18 protein-coding genes and 1 pseudogene are annotated in these 19,416 nt (G+C 42.9%); 5 read left to right on the forward strand and 14 right to left on the reverse strand.

Annotation, left to right across the window (positions count from 1 at the left end; all coding sequences use genetic code 11):
* Window positions 1-173 precede the first annotated feature (173 nt).
* The 3 genes from LC036_RS10885 to LC036_RS10895 form a co-directional block, all read right to left on the reverse strand.
* Entirely contained in the window at window positions 174-863 is a 690-nt protein-coding gene (locus LC036_RS10885; RefSeq protein WP_226582092.1) for an LrgB family protein, read from the reverse strand.
* A complete protein-coding gene (locus LC036_RS10890; RefSeq protein WP_226582095.1) occupies window positions 860-1,207 on the reverse strand; it encodes a CidA/LrgA family protein in 348 nt (115 codons plus the stop codon). The genes LC036_RS10885 and LC036_RS10890 overlap by 4 nt, the downstream gene beginning before the upstream one ends.
* Window positions 1,208-1,514: 307 nt before the next feature.
* A complete protein-coding gene (locus tag LC036_RS10895; protein ID WP_226582098.1) occupies window positions 1,515-2,378 on the reverse strand; it encodes an alpha/beta fold hydrolase in 864 nt (287 codons plus the stop codon).
* A 227-nt stretch (window positions 2,379-2,605) separates the two neighbouring features.
* Between LC036_RS10895 and LC036_RS10900 the strand changes: the two are divergent.
* The 3 genes and pseudogenes from LC036_RS10900 to LC036_RS10910 all read left to right on the forward strand — a co-directional run bounded on the left by LC036_RS10900 (window position 2,606) and on the right by LC036_RS10910 (window position 6,372).
* Window positions 2,606-4,261 (forward strand): annotated as a pseudogene (locus LC036_RS10900) (DUF2075 domain-containing protein).
* On the forward strand, window positions 4,248-4,568 hold the full coding sequence (locus LC036_RS10905; protein WP_226582100.1) for a nucleotide pyrophosphohydrolase: 321 nt from the start codon (window positions 4,248-4,250) through the stop codon (window positions 4,566-4,568). The pseudogene LC036_RS10900 and the gene LC036_RS10905 overlap by 14 nt, the downstream one beginning before the upstream one ends.
* Before the next feature lie 325 nt (window positions 4,569-4,893).
* Window positions 4,894-6,372 (forward strand): thermonuclease family protein, encoded by a 1,479-nt coding sequence (locus tag LC036_RS10910; protein ID WP_226582103.1) that lies wholly within the window; start codon window positions 4,894-4,896, stop codon window positions 6,370-6,372.
* A 122-nt stretch (window positions 6,373-6,494) separates the two neighbouring features.
* On the opposite strand, the gene LC036_RS10915 is transcribed toward LC036_RS10910, so the two are convergent.
* Entirely contained in the window at window positions 6,495-6,812 is a 318-nt protein-coding gene (locus LC036_RS10915) for a DUF3817 domain-containing protein (protein WP_226582106.1), read from the reverse strand.
* A gap of 290 nt (window positions 6,813-7,102) precedes the next feature.
* Between LC036_RS10915 and LC036_RS10920 the strand changes: the two genes are divergently transcribed.
* Window positions 7,103-8,152 (forward strand): ferritin family protein, encoded by a 1,050-nt coding sequence (locus LC036_RS10920; protein WP_226582108.1) that lies wholly within the window; start codon window positions 7,103-7,105, stop codon window positions 8,150-8,152.
* Between the two features lie 219 nt (window positions 8,153-8,371).
* Here LC036_RS10920 and LC036_RS10925 read toward each other — a convergent pair whose 3' ends face one another.
* On the reverse strand, window positions 8,372-9,691 hold the full coding sequence (locus LC036_RS10925) for a restriction endonuclease (RefSeq protein ID WP_226582111.1): 1,320 nt from the start codon (window positions 9,689-9,691) through the stop codon (window positions 8,372-8,374).
* Between the two features lie 333 nt (window positions 9,692-10,024).
* Entirely contained in the window at window positions 10,025-10,960 is a 936-nt protein-coding gene (locus tag LC036_RS10930; protein WP_226582114.1) for an aldo/keto reductase, read from the reverse strand.
* Window positions 10,961-11,378: 418 nt separating this feature from the next.
* Here LC036_RS10930 and LC036_RS10935 point away from each other — a divergent pair, with 418 nt between their 5' ends.
* Window positions 11,379-12,377, forward strand: coding sequence for a tRNA dihydrouridine synthase (locus tag LC036_RS10935; RefSeq protein WP_226582117.1), 999 nt, complete (start codon window positions 11,379-11,381; stop codon window positions 12,375-12,377).
* A 160-nt stretch (window positions 12,378-12,537) separates the two neighbouring features.
* Here the strand turns inward: LC036_RS10935 and LC036_RS10940 are convergent, their stop codons facing one another.
* The 8 genes from LC036_RS10940 to LC036_RS10975 form a co-directional block, all read right to left on the reverse strand.
* On the reverse strand, window positions 12,538-13,827 hold the full coding sequence (locus LC036_RS10940; RefSeq protein WP_226582120.1) for a TRAP transporter large permease: 1,290 nt from the start codon (window positions 13,825-13,827) through the stop codon (window positions 12,538-12,540).
* Complete coding sequence (locus LC036_RS10945) at window positions 13,824-14,300, reverse strand: TRAP transporter small permease (protein WP_226582123.1); 477 nt, start codon at window positions 14,298-14,300, stop codon at window positions 13,824-13,826. The genes LC036_RS10940 and LC036_RS10945 overlap by 4 nt, the downstream gene beginning before the upstream one ends.
* Before the next feature lie 70 nt (window positions 14,301-14,370).
* Window positions 14,371-15,399, reverse strand: a complete 1,029-nt coding sequence (locus LC036_RS10950; protein WP_226582125.1) for a TRAP transporter substrate-binding protein — start codon at window positions 15,397-15,399, stop codon at window positions 14,371-14,373.
* Window positions 15,400-15,430: 31 nt separating this feature from the next.
* Window positions 15,431-16,087 carry a bifunctional 4-hydroxy-2-oxoglutarate aldolase/2-dehydro-3-deoxy-phosphogluconate aldolase gene (locus LC036_RS10955; RefSeq protein WP_226582127.1) on the reverse strand — a complete coding sequence of 219 codons (657 nt, stop codon included), beginning with the start codon at window positions 16,085-16,087 and terminating at the stop codon, window positions 15,431-15,433.
* Window positions 16,088-16,098: 11 nt separating this feature from the next.
* Window positions 16,099-16,650 (reverse strand): 6-phospho-3-hexuloisomerase, encoded by a 552-nt coding sequence (gene hxlB, locus LC036_RS10960; RefSeq protein ID WP_226582131.1) that lies wholly within the window; start codon window positions 16,648-16,650, stop codon window positions 16,099-16,101.
* Entirely contained in the window at window positions 16,619-17,275 is a 657-nt protein-coding gene (gene hxlA / locus LC036_RS10965) for a 3-hexulose-6-phosphate synthase (RefSeq protein WP_226582134.1), read from the reverse strand. Before hxlA ends, hxlB begins: the two co-directional genes overlap by 32 nt.
* A gap of 9 nt (window positions 17,276-17,284) precedes the next feature.
* Entirely contained in the window at window positions 17,285-18,238 is a 954-nt protein-coding gene (locus LC036_RS10970) for a sugar kinase (RefSeq protein WP_226582135.1), read from the reverse strand.
* Between the two features lie 21 nt (window positions 18,239-18,259).
* On the reverse strand, window positions 18,260-19,261 hold the full coding sequence (locus LC036_RS10975) for a LacI family DNA-binding transcriptional regulator (RefSeq protein WP_226582137.1): 1,002 nt from the start codon (window positions 19,259-19,261) through the stop codon (window positions 18,260-18,262).
* Window positions 19,262-19,416 lie beyond the last annotated feature (155 nt).

Below are 19,416 nucleotides of genomic sequence, written 5' to 3' on the forward strand. Positions count from 1 at the left end.
GTCGTTTTGCAACTGTTCTTTTGTATATTTTTTCCTAAAACCTACCGAAAGGGTGATGGAAACCAAGAAGCACACATCGCCGATACGCGTCCGGGGTGTTTAAAGGAGAGGAGCACAATAAAAAAAGCTCTGATCCTTTACATGGATCAGAGCTTTTTCGTTTTCTTGACACCTTATAAAAGCAAAAGAGTTAAGCCGGGAGCTAAGACAGAAACAATAACTGCACTCAGTACCATCGCAATCGTACTGATTGAACCCTCAAGCGTATCCCGTTCCATCGACGCAGCCGTTCCAATCGCATGGGAAGCACTCCCCATGCCGACTCCACGACCGATCCGATGCGTCAAACCGCTGTAGCGCATCACAAGCGGGTGAATCAACATCCCGCCGATTCCGGCAATCATGACAAAAACAGCCGTCAGCGGCATGACCCCGCCGGTCGATTCTGAGATCGACATCGCCACAGGTGTCGTGACGGATTTAGGAACAAGTGAATGGATGATTAGATCGCTGAATCCTGCCCATTTACTAAGCAGTAAACCGGAACTGATTCCAACGACAGCGCCGACCATCGTCCCGGTCACCACCGGAACGAGCATCCTTTTCAAGATATCCCTGTACTGGTAAAGCGGGTAGGCAAGCGCCACGACGGCCGGTCCCAGCAGTTCATCGATCCATTTCCCGCCTGTCATATACGTTTCATACGGGATCTGAAAAACAAGCAGAAACAAGATTACAAGGATGGTAGATACAATCACAGGTGTTGTATAAACACGGCGGTGTTTCCCATAAATCATGACAGATACTCGATAGGCGGCAATCGTGAACAATACCATCAATAAAGCGAAGAACAAAGCCTTCATGCTTCTTCCCTCCTTCTGACCATCCACTGGGTGACAAGGCCTGATATGGCCATCACAAGCGCTGTACTCAAAAGGCCGATCACGATCAGAAGGAGGCCTTTTCCTTTAAATACATACGCATAGCTGATGACCCCGACGGTAGCCGGTACGAAAAAGAAAGGCAGATGGCGGATCATAAACGAAATTCCTTCTTTTAAAAAACGCTCAGGGACAATTTTCAAAGACAGTAAGATAAATAGTAGAACGAGACCGATTACGCTGCCGGGGATGAACAAATCAAACAGATTCTGAATCCCTCTGCCAGCTAAATAAATAAGATATAAACCAACAATTTGTATGATCATGATAGCTGTTTTATACAAGCTGAATCCTTCTTTCTATAGGTTCAAACGAACATTTTAATTTTCCTAAACTATGATAACTCTATTTCCACTAAATTTACAGGGGATATGCACGTCAAAAGGCTTTTAAATACTAAAGGATGCAAACCGTCTGTACACACCCCTTACTTAAGTAAAGATACATACAGAAATTAAAAGGCGTACGCATATTTAGTAGAGCACCCTAAGCACAACCACGGAATGGAGAGACCGAGCTTTTTAAAGCGAAAAAAGAGCGCTCCCACAACAAGGGGAACGCCCGTTTACTTAATTATTTATTTAAAAACGCCCGCATGATGCGGTTAACTTCTTCCGGCTTCTCATGATGAGGCGCATGACTGACCCCTTCCATACGATGAATTGTAAGGTCTCGTACATAATCTTCGACTCCATCAAGATTGCTGTTTTCAAATGCAGGGTCCGCATTGCCCCAAACAATTAACGTTGGCGATTCAAACATCTGATAAGGAAGATCGAGCGGCTCTTTCACGTGCTCTTCAAACGGATAAAATGAGGCTGCCCGGTAATAATGGAGCATCGACTTCATCGCTTCCGGCTGCATCCATGCCTCTATGTATTTCTGTTCATCGTCTTTCGTCAGATACCCTTTTCTCCGACCCGGAATGGTCATCATCTTCCGTAGACGCTCCGCGTTATTAGCAAGCAGCATTTCATGTGAGTCCGGACGTTGGAAAAAGCCCATATAACTGCTTGCTTCCCGCTGCCCCGGGTTTTCTTCTAATTCTCTTCTGAACGTGTACGGGTGCGGGGCATCGAACATAATCAACTGCTTGATATAGTCCGGTTCCGTATATGCGAGTGTCCAGGCAATGGCTCCACCCCAGTCATGGGCCACCAGCACGCAGTCCTTCTCCCCGAACGCTTCAATCAGCTGTTTCACATCCTCGACTAAAACGGACATGTCGTAGGAAGAGACACCTTCCGGCTTATCTGATAGATTGTAGCCTCTCATATCGACGGCCACCACACGATAATCCTTCGAAAATTCTTCGATTTGATGATGCCAGTTGTACCAGAAGTAAGGGAACCCGTGAAGAAACAGCATCAGTTCGCCTTCCCCTTCAGTGACATAATGCAGATTGACGTCATTCACTTTTACATATCCATCTTGCATGATTGAACCACCCTTTCTCCAGCTATTTGTATCATCGAGACACAATACTCTTCTTTTTATGGAATCGCAATGAAGAAGTCTCATTTTTTGGATAATTAGGAAATACAACCTAAAGAGTTTATAAGGGCACGCCAATATAATTTCTAGCATTTTTCTTGTTTTTGGAATTCATGGAAGCTCAGGAATGATAAAATTATACTAGTCACACTGAAATTTAGGAGAATTCGATGACTCATGAACTAATAGTTGAGAAAAAATCGTTCAATCGTCAAACCTTAGATGAAGTTAAAACCGTTTATCTGAATGATTACCCTGTAGTTTATATCCTTTATAACCACAAGCGTTCCGTTGCCTATATTGGACAAACAGTTCATAAAAACAGGCGGCTCCACGACCATTTGAATAATCCCAAACGAAAAATACATAACGAAACCATCCTGATTGGTCACGAGAAATTCAACCAGTCCGCTACCTACAATATGGAGTCGAATTTGATCAATTACTTTATCGCTGACAATCAATATAAACTCCAAAACGTCAGTCAGACAGCGAATATGCAGATGCATAACTACTTCAACAAACAATATTTCAATGATGAAGTGTTTTCGGAGTTATGGGAGAAGCTGAGGGAAGAAGAATTAGCAAGAGATACAATTGAAAATTTAAGAAATAAAGATATTTACAAGCTCTCTCCTTACAAACAATTATCCGAAGAGCAGCTGGAAATGAAAAACCGAATCCTTGAGTTCTGCCAGCAGAACATAAAGAAAGACGACAACCGCGTCTTTATTGTGGAAGGGGATGCTGGGTCCGGAAAGAGTGTCCTGTTAAGTTCTTTATTTAACACCATTCAGGACTACGCTGATTAGAAGAGTTCCAATTTATATGGCACGAATAACTATTTGTTAGTCAATCACAATGAAATGTTGAAGACGTATAAAAACATCGCCAACAGCCTTCCCAATTTGAAGAAGAAAAATTTTGAGAGGCCTACACGCTTTATAAATCGGATGGATAAAGAGATGGAACAAGCTGATATCGTATTAGTGGATGAAGCCCACCTCCTCTTAAGTAAAGAGGATGCCTATAACAACTTCCGCTACAACAACCATTTAGCTGAAATTATAAAACGAAGCAAAATAACCATCGTCATCTTTGATCCGAAACAAGTATTAAAGTTGAAAGGTTACTGGAATCAGCCGTTAATGGAGGAGATTACCGGCCACTATCATGCAGAAAGACTGAAGCTCACCAACCAATTCAGGATGAACGCAAGTCCCGATACAATCGAGTGGATGAACAGCTTCGTAACGAAAAAGCTCCTACCACTGCCAAGCAATGATGGGTATGATTTTGAATTAAAGATATTTGACGACCCTTCCCGATTCAAGGAGGCAGTCCGAAAGAAGAATGATGAACACAGCCTTTCGAGAATTGTCTCCACCTTCGACTTCACCCATAAAAAGGATGGAGAAATCTATTACGTCGATGAAGAGGGCGTCAATATGCCATGGAATATTACGAAAGACAACATGACCTGGGGCGAGGAAATCCATACGATCAATGAAGTCGGTTCGATTTATACGGTGCAAGGGTTTGACTTAAACTATGTGGGAGTCATTCTAGGACCATCTGTCAGTTATGATGAGAAAAAGGACAAAATTGTCATTGATCCTTCGAAGTACAAAGATAAAGGCGCCTTCACTGCAAGAAACGATATGGATCATGGGGAAACGGAAAAAGTGAAGGAAGAGATTATTTTGAACTCCATTAATGTCTTAATGAAACGCGGGATTTACGGACTTTATGTGTACCCCGTAGATCCGAAACTAAAAGCCAGATTGAAAAATTTAAGAGAGGAAGCTAACTATGACTCAAATTAAAAAACTGATTCAAACGATCAATGAATTCCGGGATGAGCGTGACTGGAAGCAATACCACAACCCAAAAGACCTGGCCATCTCAATGTCCATTGAAGCCGCTGAACTGCTGGAGGACTTCCAGTGGATCAGCAGTAAGGAAGCGGTTGAGAAACACAACGAAAACATCAAAGAAGAAATCGCTGATGTTATGATATATGCGTTGATGCTTTGTGACGAATTGGATTTAGATGTGGAAGAAATCATTAGAAGCAAAGTGAAGAAAAACGGAGAAAAATATCCCGCTCCTGCTCAAAGTAACCAGCAATGAAACGCCCCCCCATATGTAAGCAGCCCGCATGGACTATGTAGCCTTCCAAGCGAGCTGCTTTTCTTATGCTCTTCTATATTACAAATTTCACTTTTAAACCATTCCCCCTATTGAACCAGGGGTGAAAACATTTATTAAGACTTAAAAATACACCAAGATATCGAAAATACAGCTATCTTTTCCACCATTTATCCCCTTCTTCTCTAAGTATATTAATATATGTATAAATTATATAAAGTCCCGCTCCTATACAAATACCTTTATTAAAAACACGAGTGATTTGTTATAATTTACAATTGAATAGAATAGTAGAAGGTGGATGTAAATGAGTAAAAACGAAAAGAAAAAGGATTCCAAACAGGATAAAATCAAGAAGCTCATTCAACAAAGGCACCCGAATGCTATATTAATAGAAAATGCCAGCATTGGGAGTAAGCTGGATGTTAACGAGTACGGGGCTTTTCTTGAAGACTGTGTAGTTGTATACACGCTTAATCAGAGCGAGACCGGGCTGGTAAGAATCGGCCGCCTCCCGTGGTTTGAAGAAACAAAGGGCTTGGTTGACCACTTTGCGTTCAAATCTATCTTCGATCTCGACAATACAACGTTTGTAGTTGGGAATCACGGAAAAGTGATCGAGAAATTCTTAAAGGCTAACAAGCAGATGTCTCTTGAAGTCAAAGAACGGAAATGGCACGAAAAGATCTTAGGATTCAGAAGTGGCGCTATGTGGAAAAAGGTAATCGCATCACTGGCATACCTCTTTCTCTTTTTGACCGTAGTTGCCGCATTCTTACCAGAAGACTCCGGACCTGTCATTTTCGCAGCCAGCCTGCTGACTTTAGGTGTCGGACTTGCCGCTATGGGAATTTCTATATATAAGAAAAGAAGCTTAAAAATAAGTTCTATTATCTCACTAGCTGCTATTATCTTATTTTTCTTCAGTTTTACCTTCCCCACCGACAGTGAAAGGGCTGCGGTTGATGAACCAGATGAAATAGAGACAGAAATCGAAGCGGAGAGTACAGCCGATAAAGAGCCCGAAGCGGAAGAAGAAAAACAGATTGATGATAATAAACCATCTTCCACCGAAGAAAAGCCAGACGATGAAGAGAAAGAGAAAAGCGAGGATGATTTAACAGCGGCTACGGTCGTGAACATAGTGGATGGCGATACGATTGATATCAAGCTGAACGGTAAAAAGGAACGGGTACGGTTACTTCTCGTGGATACCCCCGAGACGAAACATCCGGACCTGCCCACCCAAAAGTTCGGCCCGGAAGCGAGTGCTTTTACTACAAGTACCTTATCCGGAAAAGAAGTGAAAGTTGAATACGATGGTCCCAAATACGATAAATATGATCGTTTATTGGCTTACATATGGGTGGACGGTGAAAACTTTAACCAGACCTTACTAGAGGAAGGCTTGGCGCGTTATGCCTATGAATACGATCCCCCTTATGAACATGCGGAGGAAATGAAGGAAGCACAAGCAGAGGCCAAAGCTGCGGAGAGAGGCGTATGGAGCATAGATGGATATGTAACAGATGAAGGTTTCAAAGTCGAAGAGAAAAAAGAAGTAGCGAAGAGCCCTGAGCCTTCTGATTCAGAACCATCTACACCAGAGGAGTCCAGCGAACCAGACCTGAAATATAATCCTTTTGGTCCGGATCGAGATTGTGGTGATTTCGATACACACGCACAAGCCCAGGCATTTTATATAGCAGCAGGCGGCCCCGGATCGGATCCCCACAGACTTGATGGACATGACAGCGACGGGCTAGCCTGCGAAAGTTTACCTTAAATTCGAATCCATGTAGGAAATTTTTTATTAGACTTTTATTAGACGAGTTCCCTAATTAGAAAATGCGTTTTAAAAAGCCTGATCCACCGTGGTGGATCAGGCTTTTTTATGTTATTCCATTTTTAAGCAACAAGGCGCTCCCGCTGATCTACAAACTTTTTCTTCAACTGATGATCAAGAATAAAATTCCCAAATGGGATAAACGCGACAATAAATGCCCCTGCCGCCCATTTAAATGACCAGCGCACCTTAAAGGTAACGTAAGCGACAATCAGCATGTACACAACAAACAATCCCCCGTGGATCATTCCGTTGACCGACACAGCTTCCGGCGTATCAAACATATACTTTAACGGCATGGAGATGAAAAGGAGAATTAAAAAGGACATCCCCTCTAAAAATCCCATCACTCGTAATTTCCCTATCGGTGTTTTCAGCATGTGAAATCTCCTTTATAACGAAATCAACTCTTTCTCATCTATCTTAATCTCTCATTCGAGAAGGCGCAATCTGTTATTAGAATGGAGATCGCAGGAAGCAGCTATCCCCGTCCTACCACTTCTTCAGGCTTTGATGGTTTAAATGCCGTCATAAATGGGCTCATCCATAACTTACGATTTGAAAGCTGCCGAAAAATGAATAGATAATGGGATTGTGACAATTCATTGAATAATAGCGAAATTAATAAACTTGTCTTTGGGGAGAGAGAAAAACGATTGTTATTGCCACCATGACCAAGAGGAAAACCTTCCTACACACCCACCTATACAAAGAGCATAAGATAAGAGAAACGTTGAACATTGGAGGACTTACAAATATGTGTTCACATCCTTTTTCTCACCACCCCGGTCCATATAACGGGAGTTACTATCACGCAAACCAAGACAGTCAAATTGTCAACGACATACAAAAAGCCATCCACGGAGAGTATAGTGCGATCGCCTGCTATGAGAAGTTAGCCAGACTTGCGCCAACACAGGAAGAAAGGAACAAAATTCTTGAGATCCAACAAGATGAAAAGCGTCACCTAGAAGAGTTCAGCAGAATTTATGCCTATTTAACTGGCTGTCAGCCAACTTATCAGATCACAGAGAAGTGTCCGGATGAGTATCTATCAGGAATTGAATTCGCTTTTAAAGATGAACAAGGAGCGGTGGATTTTTATTTAGACATTGCAGATAAGACTCAGCATGCTTTTATTAAAGATCGTTTTAAACGCGCAGCAGCAGACGAACAAAACCACGCGGTATGGTTTTTATCTTTTATAAGTAAGTCACACAGAACACGCACCCAGCGGCAAGTTGAAAACTACGGAGCTAAAGGGGCACTAAATTCTCCCACGCTGTCCATCCCCCAAATCCTGACGTATGCTCTTCAAGACGAATACCTGGCACAAGCGAGGTACGATAATATTCTAGGGACCTTTGGATATATTCCTACTTTCGCACGAATCAAACAAGCAGAATTGAGACATATTGATGCATTGCTTCCCCTGTTTGGACAGTACCAAGTGCCATTACCTGAAAATACATCCCAGTCATTCGTTTCAACTCCTGAGAATATTAAGGCAGCTTTTGGAGCCGGCGTACAAGGAGAAATAGACAATATTGCGATGTATGACAAATTCTTATCACTCGAAATTCCTAACGATATGAGAATCGTATTTACACAACTTCGTAATGCCTCAACGAATCATCTGGCGGCGTTTGAGAGGGGTCTGGAAAGGGGTAAGGAAATAGCTAACCTCGAGTATGTTCGTTTAAATAATAAACCCCTCTAGAAATATTTCTAGAGGGGTTTTTCACTGCTATTATATTCCTGGCAATGTCACAATTATCTATCCGGGCATCCAAATATCTTCGTATCCGTTCTGTATCGATTAATCATATAAATGAACCATTTTCTCTTATGTCATTACGTTCACACATCACGCTAAGATAATTATGGAGAGGAAGCTTTTAACTACAACCATTCAGTGCATTACTTGATAATGATGCCATTAATTATATAAAATTTCTTCTGGACGTCGATTTAATATCTCATATTTTGGTTTTATAGTCTCTAAGTATTTATATGTATCTGCAGTAAATGAGGGGTTCAACCCATTTTTTATCATTCTTTTAATAACTACTTCTGAGACCTCTTTTCCGTTTATAAGAAAAATTGGATAATCATCGTTTAGTAATTCTAGCTGTGCTTTTTCTCTAAATACCCCTGTTGTTACATAAGCACCGACCCACCCCCTTTTCAGTCTAGCTACCACTCTAGCAATGTTCTCTGCATTAATAGCTGCATCTGGTTTAATACACTTAGCTTGTCCCAAGGTTATAATTTTCATAGGCAGCACTCCGCTACTCCCTAAATTGATTCTCCCCACGAAATCTGTACCCCCATCCCCAGATTGTTTTGTTATCCATCCAGTAGAATATTTATCTATTATATACTTACATGAATGTGCTGCAAGAAACTCAAAATCATGCTTATTGTTATAATAATAATTATATATATCATCTAATACCTTCTTATTGATATTTTTAGCCTTTTGTTTTTCGGTGGGTTGAACTAGAATAGTATTGACGTTTCTTCGGATATTCTCTATCTTTTTTTCATTATTAACCCATTCCCTCCAAGACTTTGGAGCTTTTTTTAACATTTGATTAGTTGTTAATGAGCTATTCCTTCGATCGTTAATCCAACTCCAATCAAAAGATTCATTTTCTTCACGTGTATTTAAGACAACAAAATCAAAGGCATAATTAGTGAATGTCTGTCCAGAGCTATGCTTTTGCGACAAGAGTTCTACTTTATTAATAACTCCAAAACCCTGAAATTTATAAATACCAGTATCAATATTCTCAAAAAATAATATTGGAGGTGCTTTCTTTCTGACCTCTTTATCTGAGTCTTCATGCATCTCATATGCTTTCATTAAAATATTATTATTAGAAGTTTCAGGGGATTTTCCAGGGGTTTTATTATCTCCAAAGTATTTAATATACCCCCTATCTGGTTCAAAAATATCTTTCCAATGAGTCTTCCTTTTGCCAGCATTTTTTGGGTGCCCGAAAACTAATATTGCCGGTCTTATTTTTCCATCAGTTTTCTTAATCTCTTTATAAGGAAATATACCTGCTTGTGCGTTAATACAAGGATTGATTGAATCTCCTTTTTTTTCCCTCGGCATATATGTAGCATACTTTAACGATTTTATTACTTTTCCATCAAATGAACCGTAGCGACCACTTAATTTCCCTGTCCTCGGATTAAAATCGCATTCTTCCTTGTTTGATAAAATTTCTCCGATCATTATTTTGCTCATATAATCTTCACATCTCCTTCTTATTAAGTAAAAAGACAATTATGACTTATGTTCTTTCTATATCTCTTGTTAATTAGAGTTAAAGAATTCATTGTGAGAACCATGGAAAGCTAACTAATAGTAAACTTCAGTTGCTTTTACCTATTATTGATTGAAGATTGGTAAAATGAATTTCAAAAGGCTGCTACTGTAAAGTCTCTATCATCTTAAGAACCTGTTATTGATAAAAAACATTCGTATAATAATCCATTTGGAAGAAGTGCTCCCCATTCAATGCAAGCTATTCAAGGTTACTCCACCTGTATTACATCCGTCACTACTGATAACTAATATTTACCATGCGAGATTGGAATCTTTTATTTCTGCTTCCCAAAGGTCTTCTAGCTCTCCTTTCGTTTCTAGTGACAAATCACCCTCAGACGCAGACAGATTGTGTTTGAACTGCTCAATATCTCTAGCACCCGGAATCACCGTAGACACCCCTGTATAGGAAAGAATATATTGAAGCGCCGCCTGAACCATAGATTGATCATTCCCTATAATCCTTTGAACCTGTTTGACTAACTCTCCCCGTCTTTCAATTTCCTCTACACTCCACCTGCTTCTGATGCCGCCAAAACGACTAGTGGCATCATATTTCCCTGTCAGCCAGCCTGAGTCAAGAGGAACCTTAGCAATCACACCAACTCCATGTTTTTGGGCGGACTGGATCGCATCCGCAGGTTCTTGGTGGAAGATGTTGAACATGACCTCGATAATTTGACTGTCTGTTTTATGTAACAGCTCATTCATCTCTTTTCCAGTATCTACAGAAGCTCCATAGGCTCTTACTTTGCCCTGCTGTTTTAATTTTTCCAGCACTTCAAATTGAGGGCTGTTGCTATTCAGAGATTCGAATGGAGGGTTATGAAGAAGAAGACTATCCAGATAATCGGTTTGTAATCTTCTTAAACTGTCTTCCACCGACACCATTAATCTCTCAGGATCGAAGTCCTGTTCATCATTGGGATGATGGCCACACTTACTGCTGATGACGACTTGATCCCGTTTGTCTTTAAGGGCTTGTCCGATAAGCTCTTCACTTTTTCCGGATCCGTAGTTAGGTGCGGTATCGAAAAAATCACATCCCGACTCTACCGCTTTATTTACCAATTCAATTGCTTCTTCGTCTCTCATCTTGCCCCAATCTTTTTCATTACCTAACTGCCATGCTCCAAATCCAATCTCAGAAACTTGTATGCCGGTGTTTCCTAAGTCACGCTTCTTCATTACATTCTCACCCTTCTTTTATCGTTCTCCCTCCATTATCTAATTTTTCGTTTCTTTCTAAAAGTTTCTTGCTTTTTAAGGACACGTTCAGGAATCACAACGGAAATTAGAATACAAGTCATAAAATCCTTTTTATGTAAAAACGATTTTAAATTCTTTCGGATTCAACCCCACATGTATATTTGCAAACCTTGCTACGAGTTGCCTTAGCAAGGTTGTATAGTTGTTAAAGGCTGCTATTTTTCTAATAAAAGCGAACGGCAAGACAGGGCGAACCCATCCCTTGAACTTTTCTTTTAATACTATTAAAGTATATAATGGTTGAAATTTAGCCTAACTGGTAATGGATAGAATAATTAACGTTTTTACTTTTTAATTTTGGGAACATGATTCTCTTAAGGAAAGGGTTCAGATATATATGAAAGATAATTTTTGGCATGAGCTGCCGAAGCCGTTTTTTGTTTTGGCACCGATGGAAGCTGTGACCGATGTCGTATTCCGACATGTCGTAGCTGAAGCAGGCCGACCTGACGTGTTCTTTACAGAGTTCACGAACACGGAAAGCTACTGCCATCCGAAAGGAAAAGACAGCGTCCGCGGACGCCTGACGTTCACAGAAGATGAACAGCCGATCGTTGCCCATATTTGGGGAGATAAACCCGAATACTTCCGCCAGATGAGTATCGGTATGGCAGAAATGGGCTATCGCGGCATCGACATCAACATGGGCTGTCCTGTCCAGAACGTTGCGGGGAATGGAAAAGGTTCCGGACTGATCCGACGTCCAGAAGTGGCAGCGGAAATCATTGATGCAGCGAAAGCAGGAGGACTTCCTGTCAGTGTGAAGACCCGTCTCGGTTATACGAAGCTGGACGAATGGCGCCCGTGGCTCAAGCACCTACTGGAACAGGATATCGTCAACCTGTCCATCCACCTCCGTACAAAAAAAGAAATGAGTAACTTTGATGCTCACTGGGAGCTTATTCCAGAGATCAAGAAGCTTCGGGACGAAGTTGCCCCGCACACGCTTCTTACGATCAACGGCGATATCCCTGACCGTCAAAAAGGACTCGAACTTGCTGAGAAGTACGGCATTGATGGCGTGATGATCGGACGTGGAATCTTCCACAACCCGTTCGCTTTTGAAGAAGAGAAGAAAGAGCATAGCAGCGATGAACTACTTGATCTTCTGCGCATGCAGCTCGACCTTCACGATAAGTATTCAGAAGAACTGGAGCCGCGTCTTTTTAAACCGCTCCGCCGCTTCTTCAAGATTTACGTACGCGGATTCCGTGGAGCAGGTGAGCTCAGAAATCAGCTGATGAGCACAAACTCCACCGATGAAGTGCGTGCGCTGCTTGATGAGTTTACAGAGAAAGATGGAGTGAAAGAACAGGAAGGTTTTTCTGTTTCTTAAGGTTCTCGTTTGAATGGAATGATTTTATATATAGGAGAGGGAAGCCATTGGGGCTTCCCTCTTTTTTTATAGAAAGAATCGACCTAAATTTTCAATAGAAAAGTTTAGCCCGAAACAAAGCAAAAGAGGTGGAGAATTGTCTCCACCTCTTTTGCTAGATTCAAAACATTCCCGGATTAATCATTTCAGGGATATAGAAGGCAACTCCCGGGATAAAAGCAACAACAATCAATACGATGACAACCACAGTGATATAAGGCACGACCGCTTTGAAGGAACGTTCGATCGGTAGTTTTCCTATTTTCGCAGCGAGTAAGAGACACAATCCATACGGAGGTGTCACTAGTCCTACTGCGAGTGTCATAATCGTGATGATTCCGAGTAATATCGGGCTCACGTCAAAGGAAATCGCCACGGGCAGGATGACCGGAATGAACAGGATCATGGCCGGAATGGCATCCATGAAGGTACCCACAAATAAGAAGAATCCAATGATGATAAGCAGAAAGATCCATTTGCTGTCGATGTTGTTGGCAAAGAACTGCTCCGCCCAAACCGACAACTGGTAATAACTCATCAATTCTCCAAGCGCATTCGCAGCAGCAAGGGCGAACAGGGATAACGAGCTTAATGTCAGCGTATCAACAAGGATTTTCGGAAAGTCTTTCAGTTTAAGCGTCTTATAGTAGAACATACCTACGATGACCGTGTAAATCGATGCAAAGGCGGCCGCTTCTGTCGCTGTGAAAATTCCGGTGATGATTCCGCCGATCAAAATGACAGGCGTCATGAGAGCGGGAATGGTATCAAGGAATTGCTTCAGGAAATTGGATAAGGACGCCTTCTGATAGGTCGGGTACCCGCGTTTGAGCGCTAGTATGTAGACGATGCCCATCATGCTGAGACCAATCAAGACGCCAGGAATGATGCCGACTAAGAACAACGCTCCAACAGAGACATTAGTCAGTCCAGCATAGATAATCATCGGTATACTAGGCGGAATAATGACCCCGATCGTTGAGGAAGCAGCGGTGACTCCGACCGCGGTTCCTGTATCATATCCCTGCTTCTTCATGTTTGGAATCAATATTTTTCCGACACCTGCCGTATCCGCTTGAGAAGCTCCGGAAACGCCGGCGAAAAGCATCGATACGAGAATGTTCGCATGAGCGAGGCCGCCACGTATATGCCCGACCATAGATAAGGAGAAGTTAATCAACTTCTGTGAAATCTGTCCACTGTTCATCAGATTGGCCGCCAAGATGAAGAGGGGCACAGCCAGAAGGACGAAGGAATCGAGACCATTGAGCATCTTGACGGGGATCGTGACTTCAGGAATATAAGGGATATTAAAAATTCCGACCATCGCTACGATTCCGATCACAAAAGCAATCGGGATTCCGATAATCATTAAAAGGACAAATAAACCGACCAATAAAAGTCCAATCATTCCGCTACCTCCTCTGTGTTAAAGTTTTTCACGTTGCGAATGATATGAGCGATTGTATAAATGACCATCGTCCCTCCCATAATCGGAACGGAGATCCATACATATCCCATTTTCAGCTGCTGAAGGGAGACCCAATTGTAATTCCAAAAGTTCTGACACACTTCAATGCCATAAAAGAAAATAGCAAAACAAAACGCGAGAAGAATGAGGTCATTCAATAAATAAAGACTGTTTTTACCCTTTCCTTTTAACTTCTTCAACAGGAAGTCGAATTGAAAATGCTCTCTTCTATTCAACATGACCGCCGCTCCCATGAAGACGGACCAAATGAACGAATAGGTAGCGACTTCTTCTGTCCAGACAGCAGAAACGCCCATAAACCGGGTCATTACCTGAATGATGATCGTAACGAAAAAGGTGATCAAAAACAGGACCCCGATCGTCAGCTGGATTCTTTCTAACCATTTAATCAATTTCCGTAACCTCCTTGATTCGAAGAAGTTAAGAGGAAAGGGCACAAAGGACGTGCCCTTTTTTCTCTCTTTACTTCATGTCTCTAATTTTATCCAATAAGTCTTTCGCACCGATTTCTTCTGCTCGTGCATCCTGAATCGGTTTTGCCAGTTCCATGAATGGTTCACGATCGATTTGGTTCACCTTCGCTCCATCATCAATCGCCTGCTGTTTGTATTCTTCTTCCTGTTCATAAACAGCCTGACGTTCTTTCTCAACGGATGCAGCTGCGGCATCCATGATGGCCTGCTTCTGTTCATCCGTGTACTTTTCAAATTTCTTACCGTTGATCAAAAGAAAACGTGTCGTGTAATCGTGACCGGTTTCAGTGATGTATTTACCGTTGTCTGTTTTGTGGTGGTTCTGCTGAACGAAGTACGGATAAGAGTTTTCTGCTGCATCCACAACGCCCTGTTGAAGCGCCTGGTACAATTCACCCCAGGCAACAGATGTCGGTACAGCGCCTGTTTCTTCCCAGTAATTAGCGACAGCACCGGACGTTTGGGTGCGGTATTTCAATCCTTCAATGTCAGACATCGATTCAAGTGGCTTCTTGCCATAATAATGACGTACACCGGCAGACCAGAATCCTAGCATTTTAAAGTCGTTGTTTGATTTTTCGTTTACGATGTCAGCCATTTCTTCTCCGACTTCCCCGTCAACAACACTTTCCCAGTGGTCATAACTGTCAAATACATAAGGAAGGGCGAAAAGATCGATCTCTTCAATCCCTGTTTTGGACATGAATCCTGGAGATACAAGTACGACGTCCGCCGCACCAAGCTTCAATTTCTCAACAAGCTCGGATTCGCTGGTTCCGAGTGTTCCTGCGTGAACTTCGACTTCAATGTTGGCATCTGCACTCTCTGCGGTTTCTTTGAAAGCTTCCATACCGATTTGATAAGGGTTTTCTGGAGATGTTTGGTTGTGGGCTGCTACAATTTTCAGTTTGCCTTCACCCGTTTCACCGCTGGCTTCTTCTTCTCCCCCACTGCATCCTGCTAAAACAAAAACACCTGCGAACAACATAAACATGACTAGAGATAAGGTTTTTTTCATCTTTATTTCCTCCTTTTATAGTTGAATCCGCTTACAACTGAAGGGATAGTTGTTGATAGAACTTTTCTGCACGATCGACGTACATTTTAGCTTTTTCCGCTAACTCTTGATAGTCTGTTTCTGTGTTAAGCTGTGATGGTTTAACCAATTGACTTCCGATTCCGACCATTGCTGCCCCATTTGCAAAGTAGTCTTCCATATTATCCAGATGGATCCCGCCTGTCGCCATAATTGCCGCTTGAGGCAGCGGTCCTAATACATTTTTTATGTAAGAGGGGCCGACGGTGCCTGCTGGAAAGACTTTGACCATGCCCGCTCCCGCTTCTAGCGCCGTCTGGATTTCCGTTGGCGTAAACACCCCTGGTATACATGGAAGTCCGTATCGTTGAACAAGCTGGATGGTTTTAACGTTAAGTGTTGGAGCTACGATAAAGGTTGCACCTGCTGAAATCATCTCTCTGGCTGTTTCTGGATCAAGCACCGTTCCTGCCCCTACAAGCAGTTTTCCTTCGTAAGCATCCGCCACTTTACGGATGAGTTTGGCAGCATTCTTCGTCTCAGCGGTAATCTCAATGGCCTTGATGCCGCCTTGAACGAGTGCATCCGTGATATCCAAAATATTCGTTTCATCCGCTTGTCTGATGACCGGAATGACTCGTGCTTGTTTAAGACTCTCTGAAAGGTTCAATGCTCTCCCCCCTATTCCAAATTGGCATGTCGTGCCGTCATTTTTTCATTTGCATGTTCCTGATCTGCGGTCGCTCGAATAATGACCGCATCCAATAATAGATGAACGGATTGATCAAACTGATTGCCAAGTGGCTGGATAGTCTCTGGTTCATTCGGTAACCTCTTTTTAGTGGCTGCTGGAACCACAAGGATGTGATGACTGAGTTCAGCGATCGCAGATGATGGATTCGTGGTGACAGCTGCAATAATAGCCCCCGTTTCTTTCGCTTTTTCGGCAAATTGCTTCAATGAGGCGGTCGTTCCAGACCCTGAAATGACAACAAGTAAGTCACCGTCTTCAATACTTGGGGTGATCGTCTCCCCTGTTACATAAACGATGTAACCAGCGTGCATCAGACGCATCGCAAAGGCTTTCCCCATCAAACCTGACCGGCCCTCTCCGGCGACAAAGATCCGTTTGGCTTTTTTCAACTGAGCAGATAGCTCGGACGCCTCAGACTCATCCACTCTCGCTAACACCTGCTGAACTTCACTGCTGACTGTATCTACGATTGTTTTCATATTCGTTCATCACTCCTTTCATAGACTGAGCGGATTGGCTGCTGTCTTTTTGTTTTGTAATGGCGCTTCCGACAATGATTGTATCGGGACCTTCTCTCAAGACTCTTGGCAGGGACCCTGAGTTGATGCCGCCAGCGACAGCCACTTCAAGTCCGGAGTGTTCCTTGATTAGCGAAAATAAGTCCTCTTCCTTCATCTCCCCGGATTCCTGCATATCTTTGCCAAAATGAAGGCTGACAAGGTCGACACCAAGCTGAGAAAGCTCTTCGATGCGTTTGGAATCTGTAATTCCAAGAAGGTCAATCATGACTCTTCCTCCTGATTCATCCGCAACCTTCAGCGTATCCCTTATCGTCTGGTCGGCTGAAAAAGCCATGACTGTCGTAATGTCAGCACCAGATCGGAAGGCCTGAGCTGCCTCGTGCTTTCCTGCATCACACGTCTTCATATCCGCTACGATAATTTTCTCAGGGTACGCTTGTTTGATTTCCCGGACAATCGCCATCCCGTACTCCTTGATAACTCCTGTCCCCACTTCGATCCAGTCAATGCTCTCTTCCGTTTCTGCTAACATGCGAAAGCATTCTTCTTTTGTCATGCGGTCCAAGGCTAACTGGAGGTTCATCCTTCCACCTCACCTTTCAATTAATTCTCGTTCACCCAATTGAACATGCACTTCCTCTAATTCCGGAAGCCCTTCATTATCTCCGTACACACTCACGACCATCGATCCGATCGTATTGGCGAACTGTAAGGTCCGCTTCAAAGACCATCCCTGCAGGACCCCGTAAATGAATCCGGCATCAAAACCATCCCCGGCTCCGACGGTATCGACCACCTTCTTCGGTGGAACAGCAGGGAGTTGGAGTGTTTCCCCATCCATATAAGCAAAAGCTCCAGCTTCCCCCTGCTTGATAGCGACTGTAGAGATTCCGTACCGCTTGCACGCGTCTACGATGTCCTCACTCTTATCCACGCCGAGTAACAGTTCCGCTTCCTCGACTCCCGTCAGCATAATATCCACATAAGGCAGCAGCTGTGTGAGCGATTTTCTCGCGTCTTCTCTGTTCCATAATTTCAGGCGGATGTTCGGGTCGAAGGAAATGAGTGCACCATGATCTTTAGCGATCGTGACGGCTCTTTTCAATAAAGGCACGTTCTTCTCAGGTTCAATAGCCGCAAACACGCCGGAAATATGTAAGACCTTCGTTTTCCTTAACGCTTCTGTGTCCAGTGTCTGTTCGGTCAACGTTTTGGTTGGGGAGTCGCTTCTGTAGTAAAACGTGCTCCCACTTCCATCTTCCTTGATTTCTTTGAAATTCAGGGACGTGGGATAGCCATCCATCAGCTTGACTGATGAAATGTCGATCCCTTCTCCCCGGGCGAAATTTCTAATGTACTTGCCAAATTCGTCATTCCCAAGGCGGCTGATCCACCCGGTGTTCAACCCTAAGCGGGCACAGCCGATCGCAAAGTTGAATTCGGCTCCTCCTGCTTTCCTTTCAAATGTATGGACATTTCGTAAGGGACCATTCTTGGATGGATCGAAGGTGATCATCGCATCACCGATCGTCATAACATCCTTCATTTTCATTCCTCCTCCCTTTGACTAAACAGAATCTCTGACCATCAACTTCGGTTCAAACCGATACGATGGATTCATCTTTTTATCTTTTTTCTCGATCTTATCCAATAACAGTTCGGCTCCCATTTTGCCCATTTTGAATGTCGGCTGGGCGACGGTTGTAATTGAAGGCGTGTAGAAACTTGCGAAAGATACGTCATCAATGCCAATGACAGCCAGGTCTTCTGGAACTTTTAACCCTTTATGTTTCACGTATTTAAGAATCTCGATTAATACCAGATCGTTTCCTGCAAGAATGGCTTCCGGCGGGTTGTCCAAATGCAATAAATCCTCCAAAGACTCTTGAAGATGATCCGGTTCTGCACTGATGATGTAATCCTCATGAACGGTGAGGCCATTTCTGTTTAACGCTTTTTTATATCCTTCGATACGTTCCAGCCTTGGTGACACGTGATTAAATATCGAAGTCGTCACCATACCGACTCGCTTATACCCCTTCTCAGCAAAATGGTCCACTGCAAGCTCCGCTGCCCTTTGGTTGTCGAGCATCACAGCAGTCACCGGCATCTCCTCGACGTTTCTATCCAAGAAGACGACTGGATAGGAGGCATCGAGCATTTGCTGGTACAAGTCCCGGTTATTGCCTGTTGGAAAAATAATCAGTCCATCGACTTGTTTCGCCCGAAGCATTTCAATGTAATGTTTTTCTTTCACAGGATCATCATCCGCATTACAGATAATGGTGTGAAAATCTGCCCCGTGACAGGCATCTTCAATAGCCCTTGTCACTTCTGTTGTAAAATTGTGCAAGATGTTGGCGACAATCACACCGATTGTTTTCGTCGACTTCTGCTTTAAGCTCCGGGCGACGAAGTTCGGCTGATAGCCTAATTGTTCAATCGCATTCTGGATGCGCTTCTTCGTTTGTTCTCCCATGTAGTCATATCGCTTATTCAAGTACTGTGAAACCGTACTCTTTGATACTTCTGCCTGCTTGGCAACATCAGCGATGGTTACTTTTTTCATTGGTATCTCCACATTTCTGTTTTACTAAATCGGTTTAGTAAATCGATTTAGTTGTATTATAGACGTAATGTAAGCGCTTTACAACCCCTTCAAGTAATTTTTCTAAATTTAAAGATAATTCCTCTGTTAAGGTGGATGTATAAAGACACTTTCGA

This window comes from Halobacillus litoralis, from assembly GCF_020524025.1.
Taxonomy (GTDB): domain Bacteria; phylum Bacillota; class Bacilli; order Bacillales; family Halobacillaceae; genus Halobacillus; species Halobacillus litoralis_D.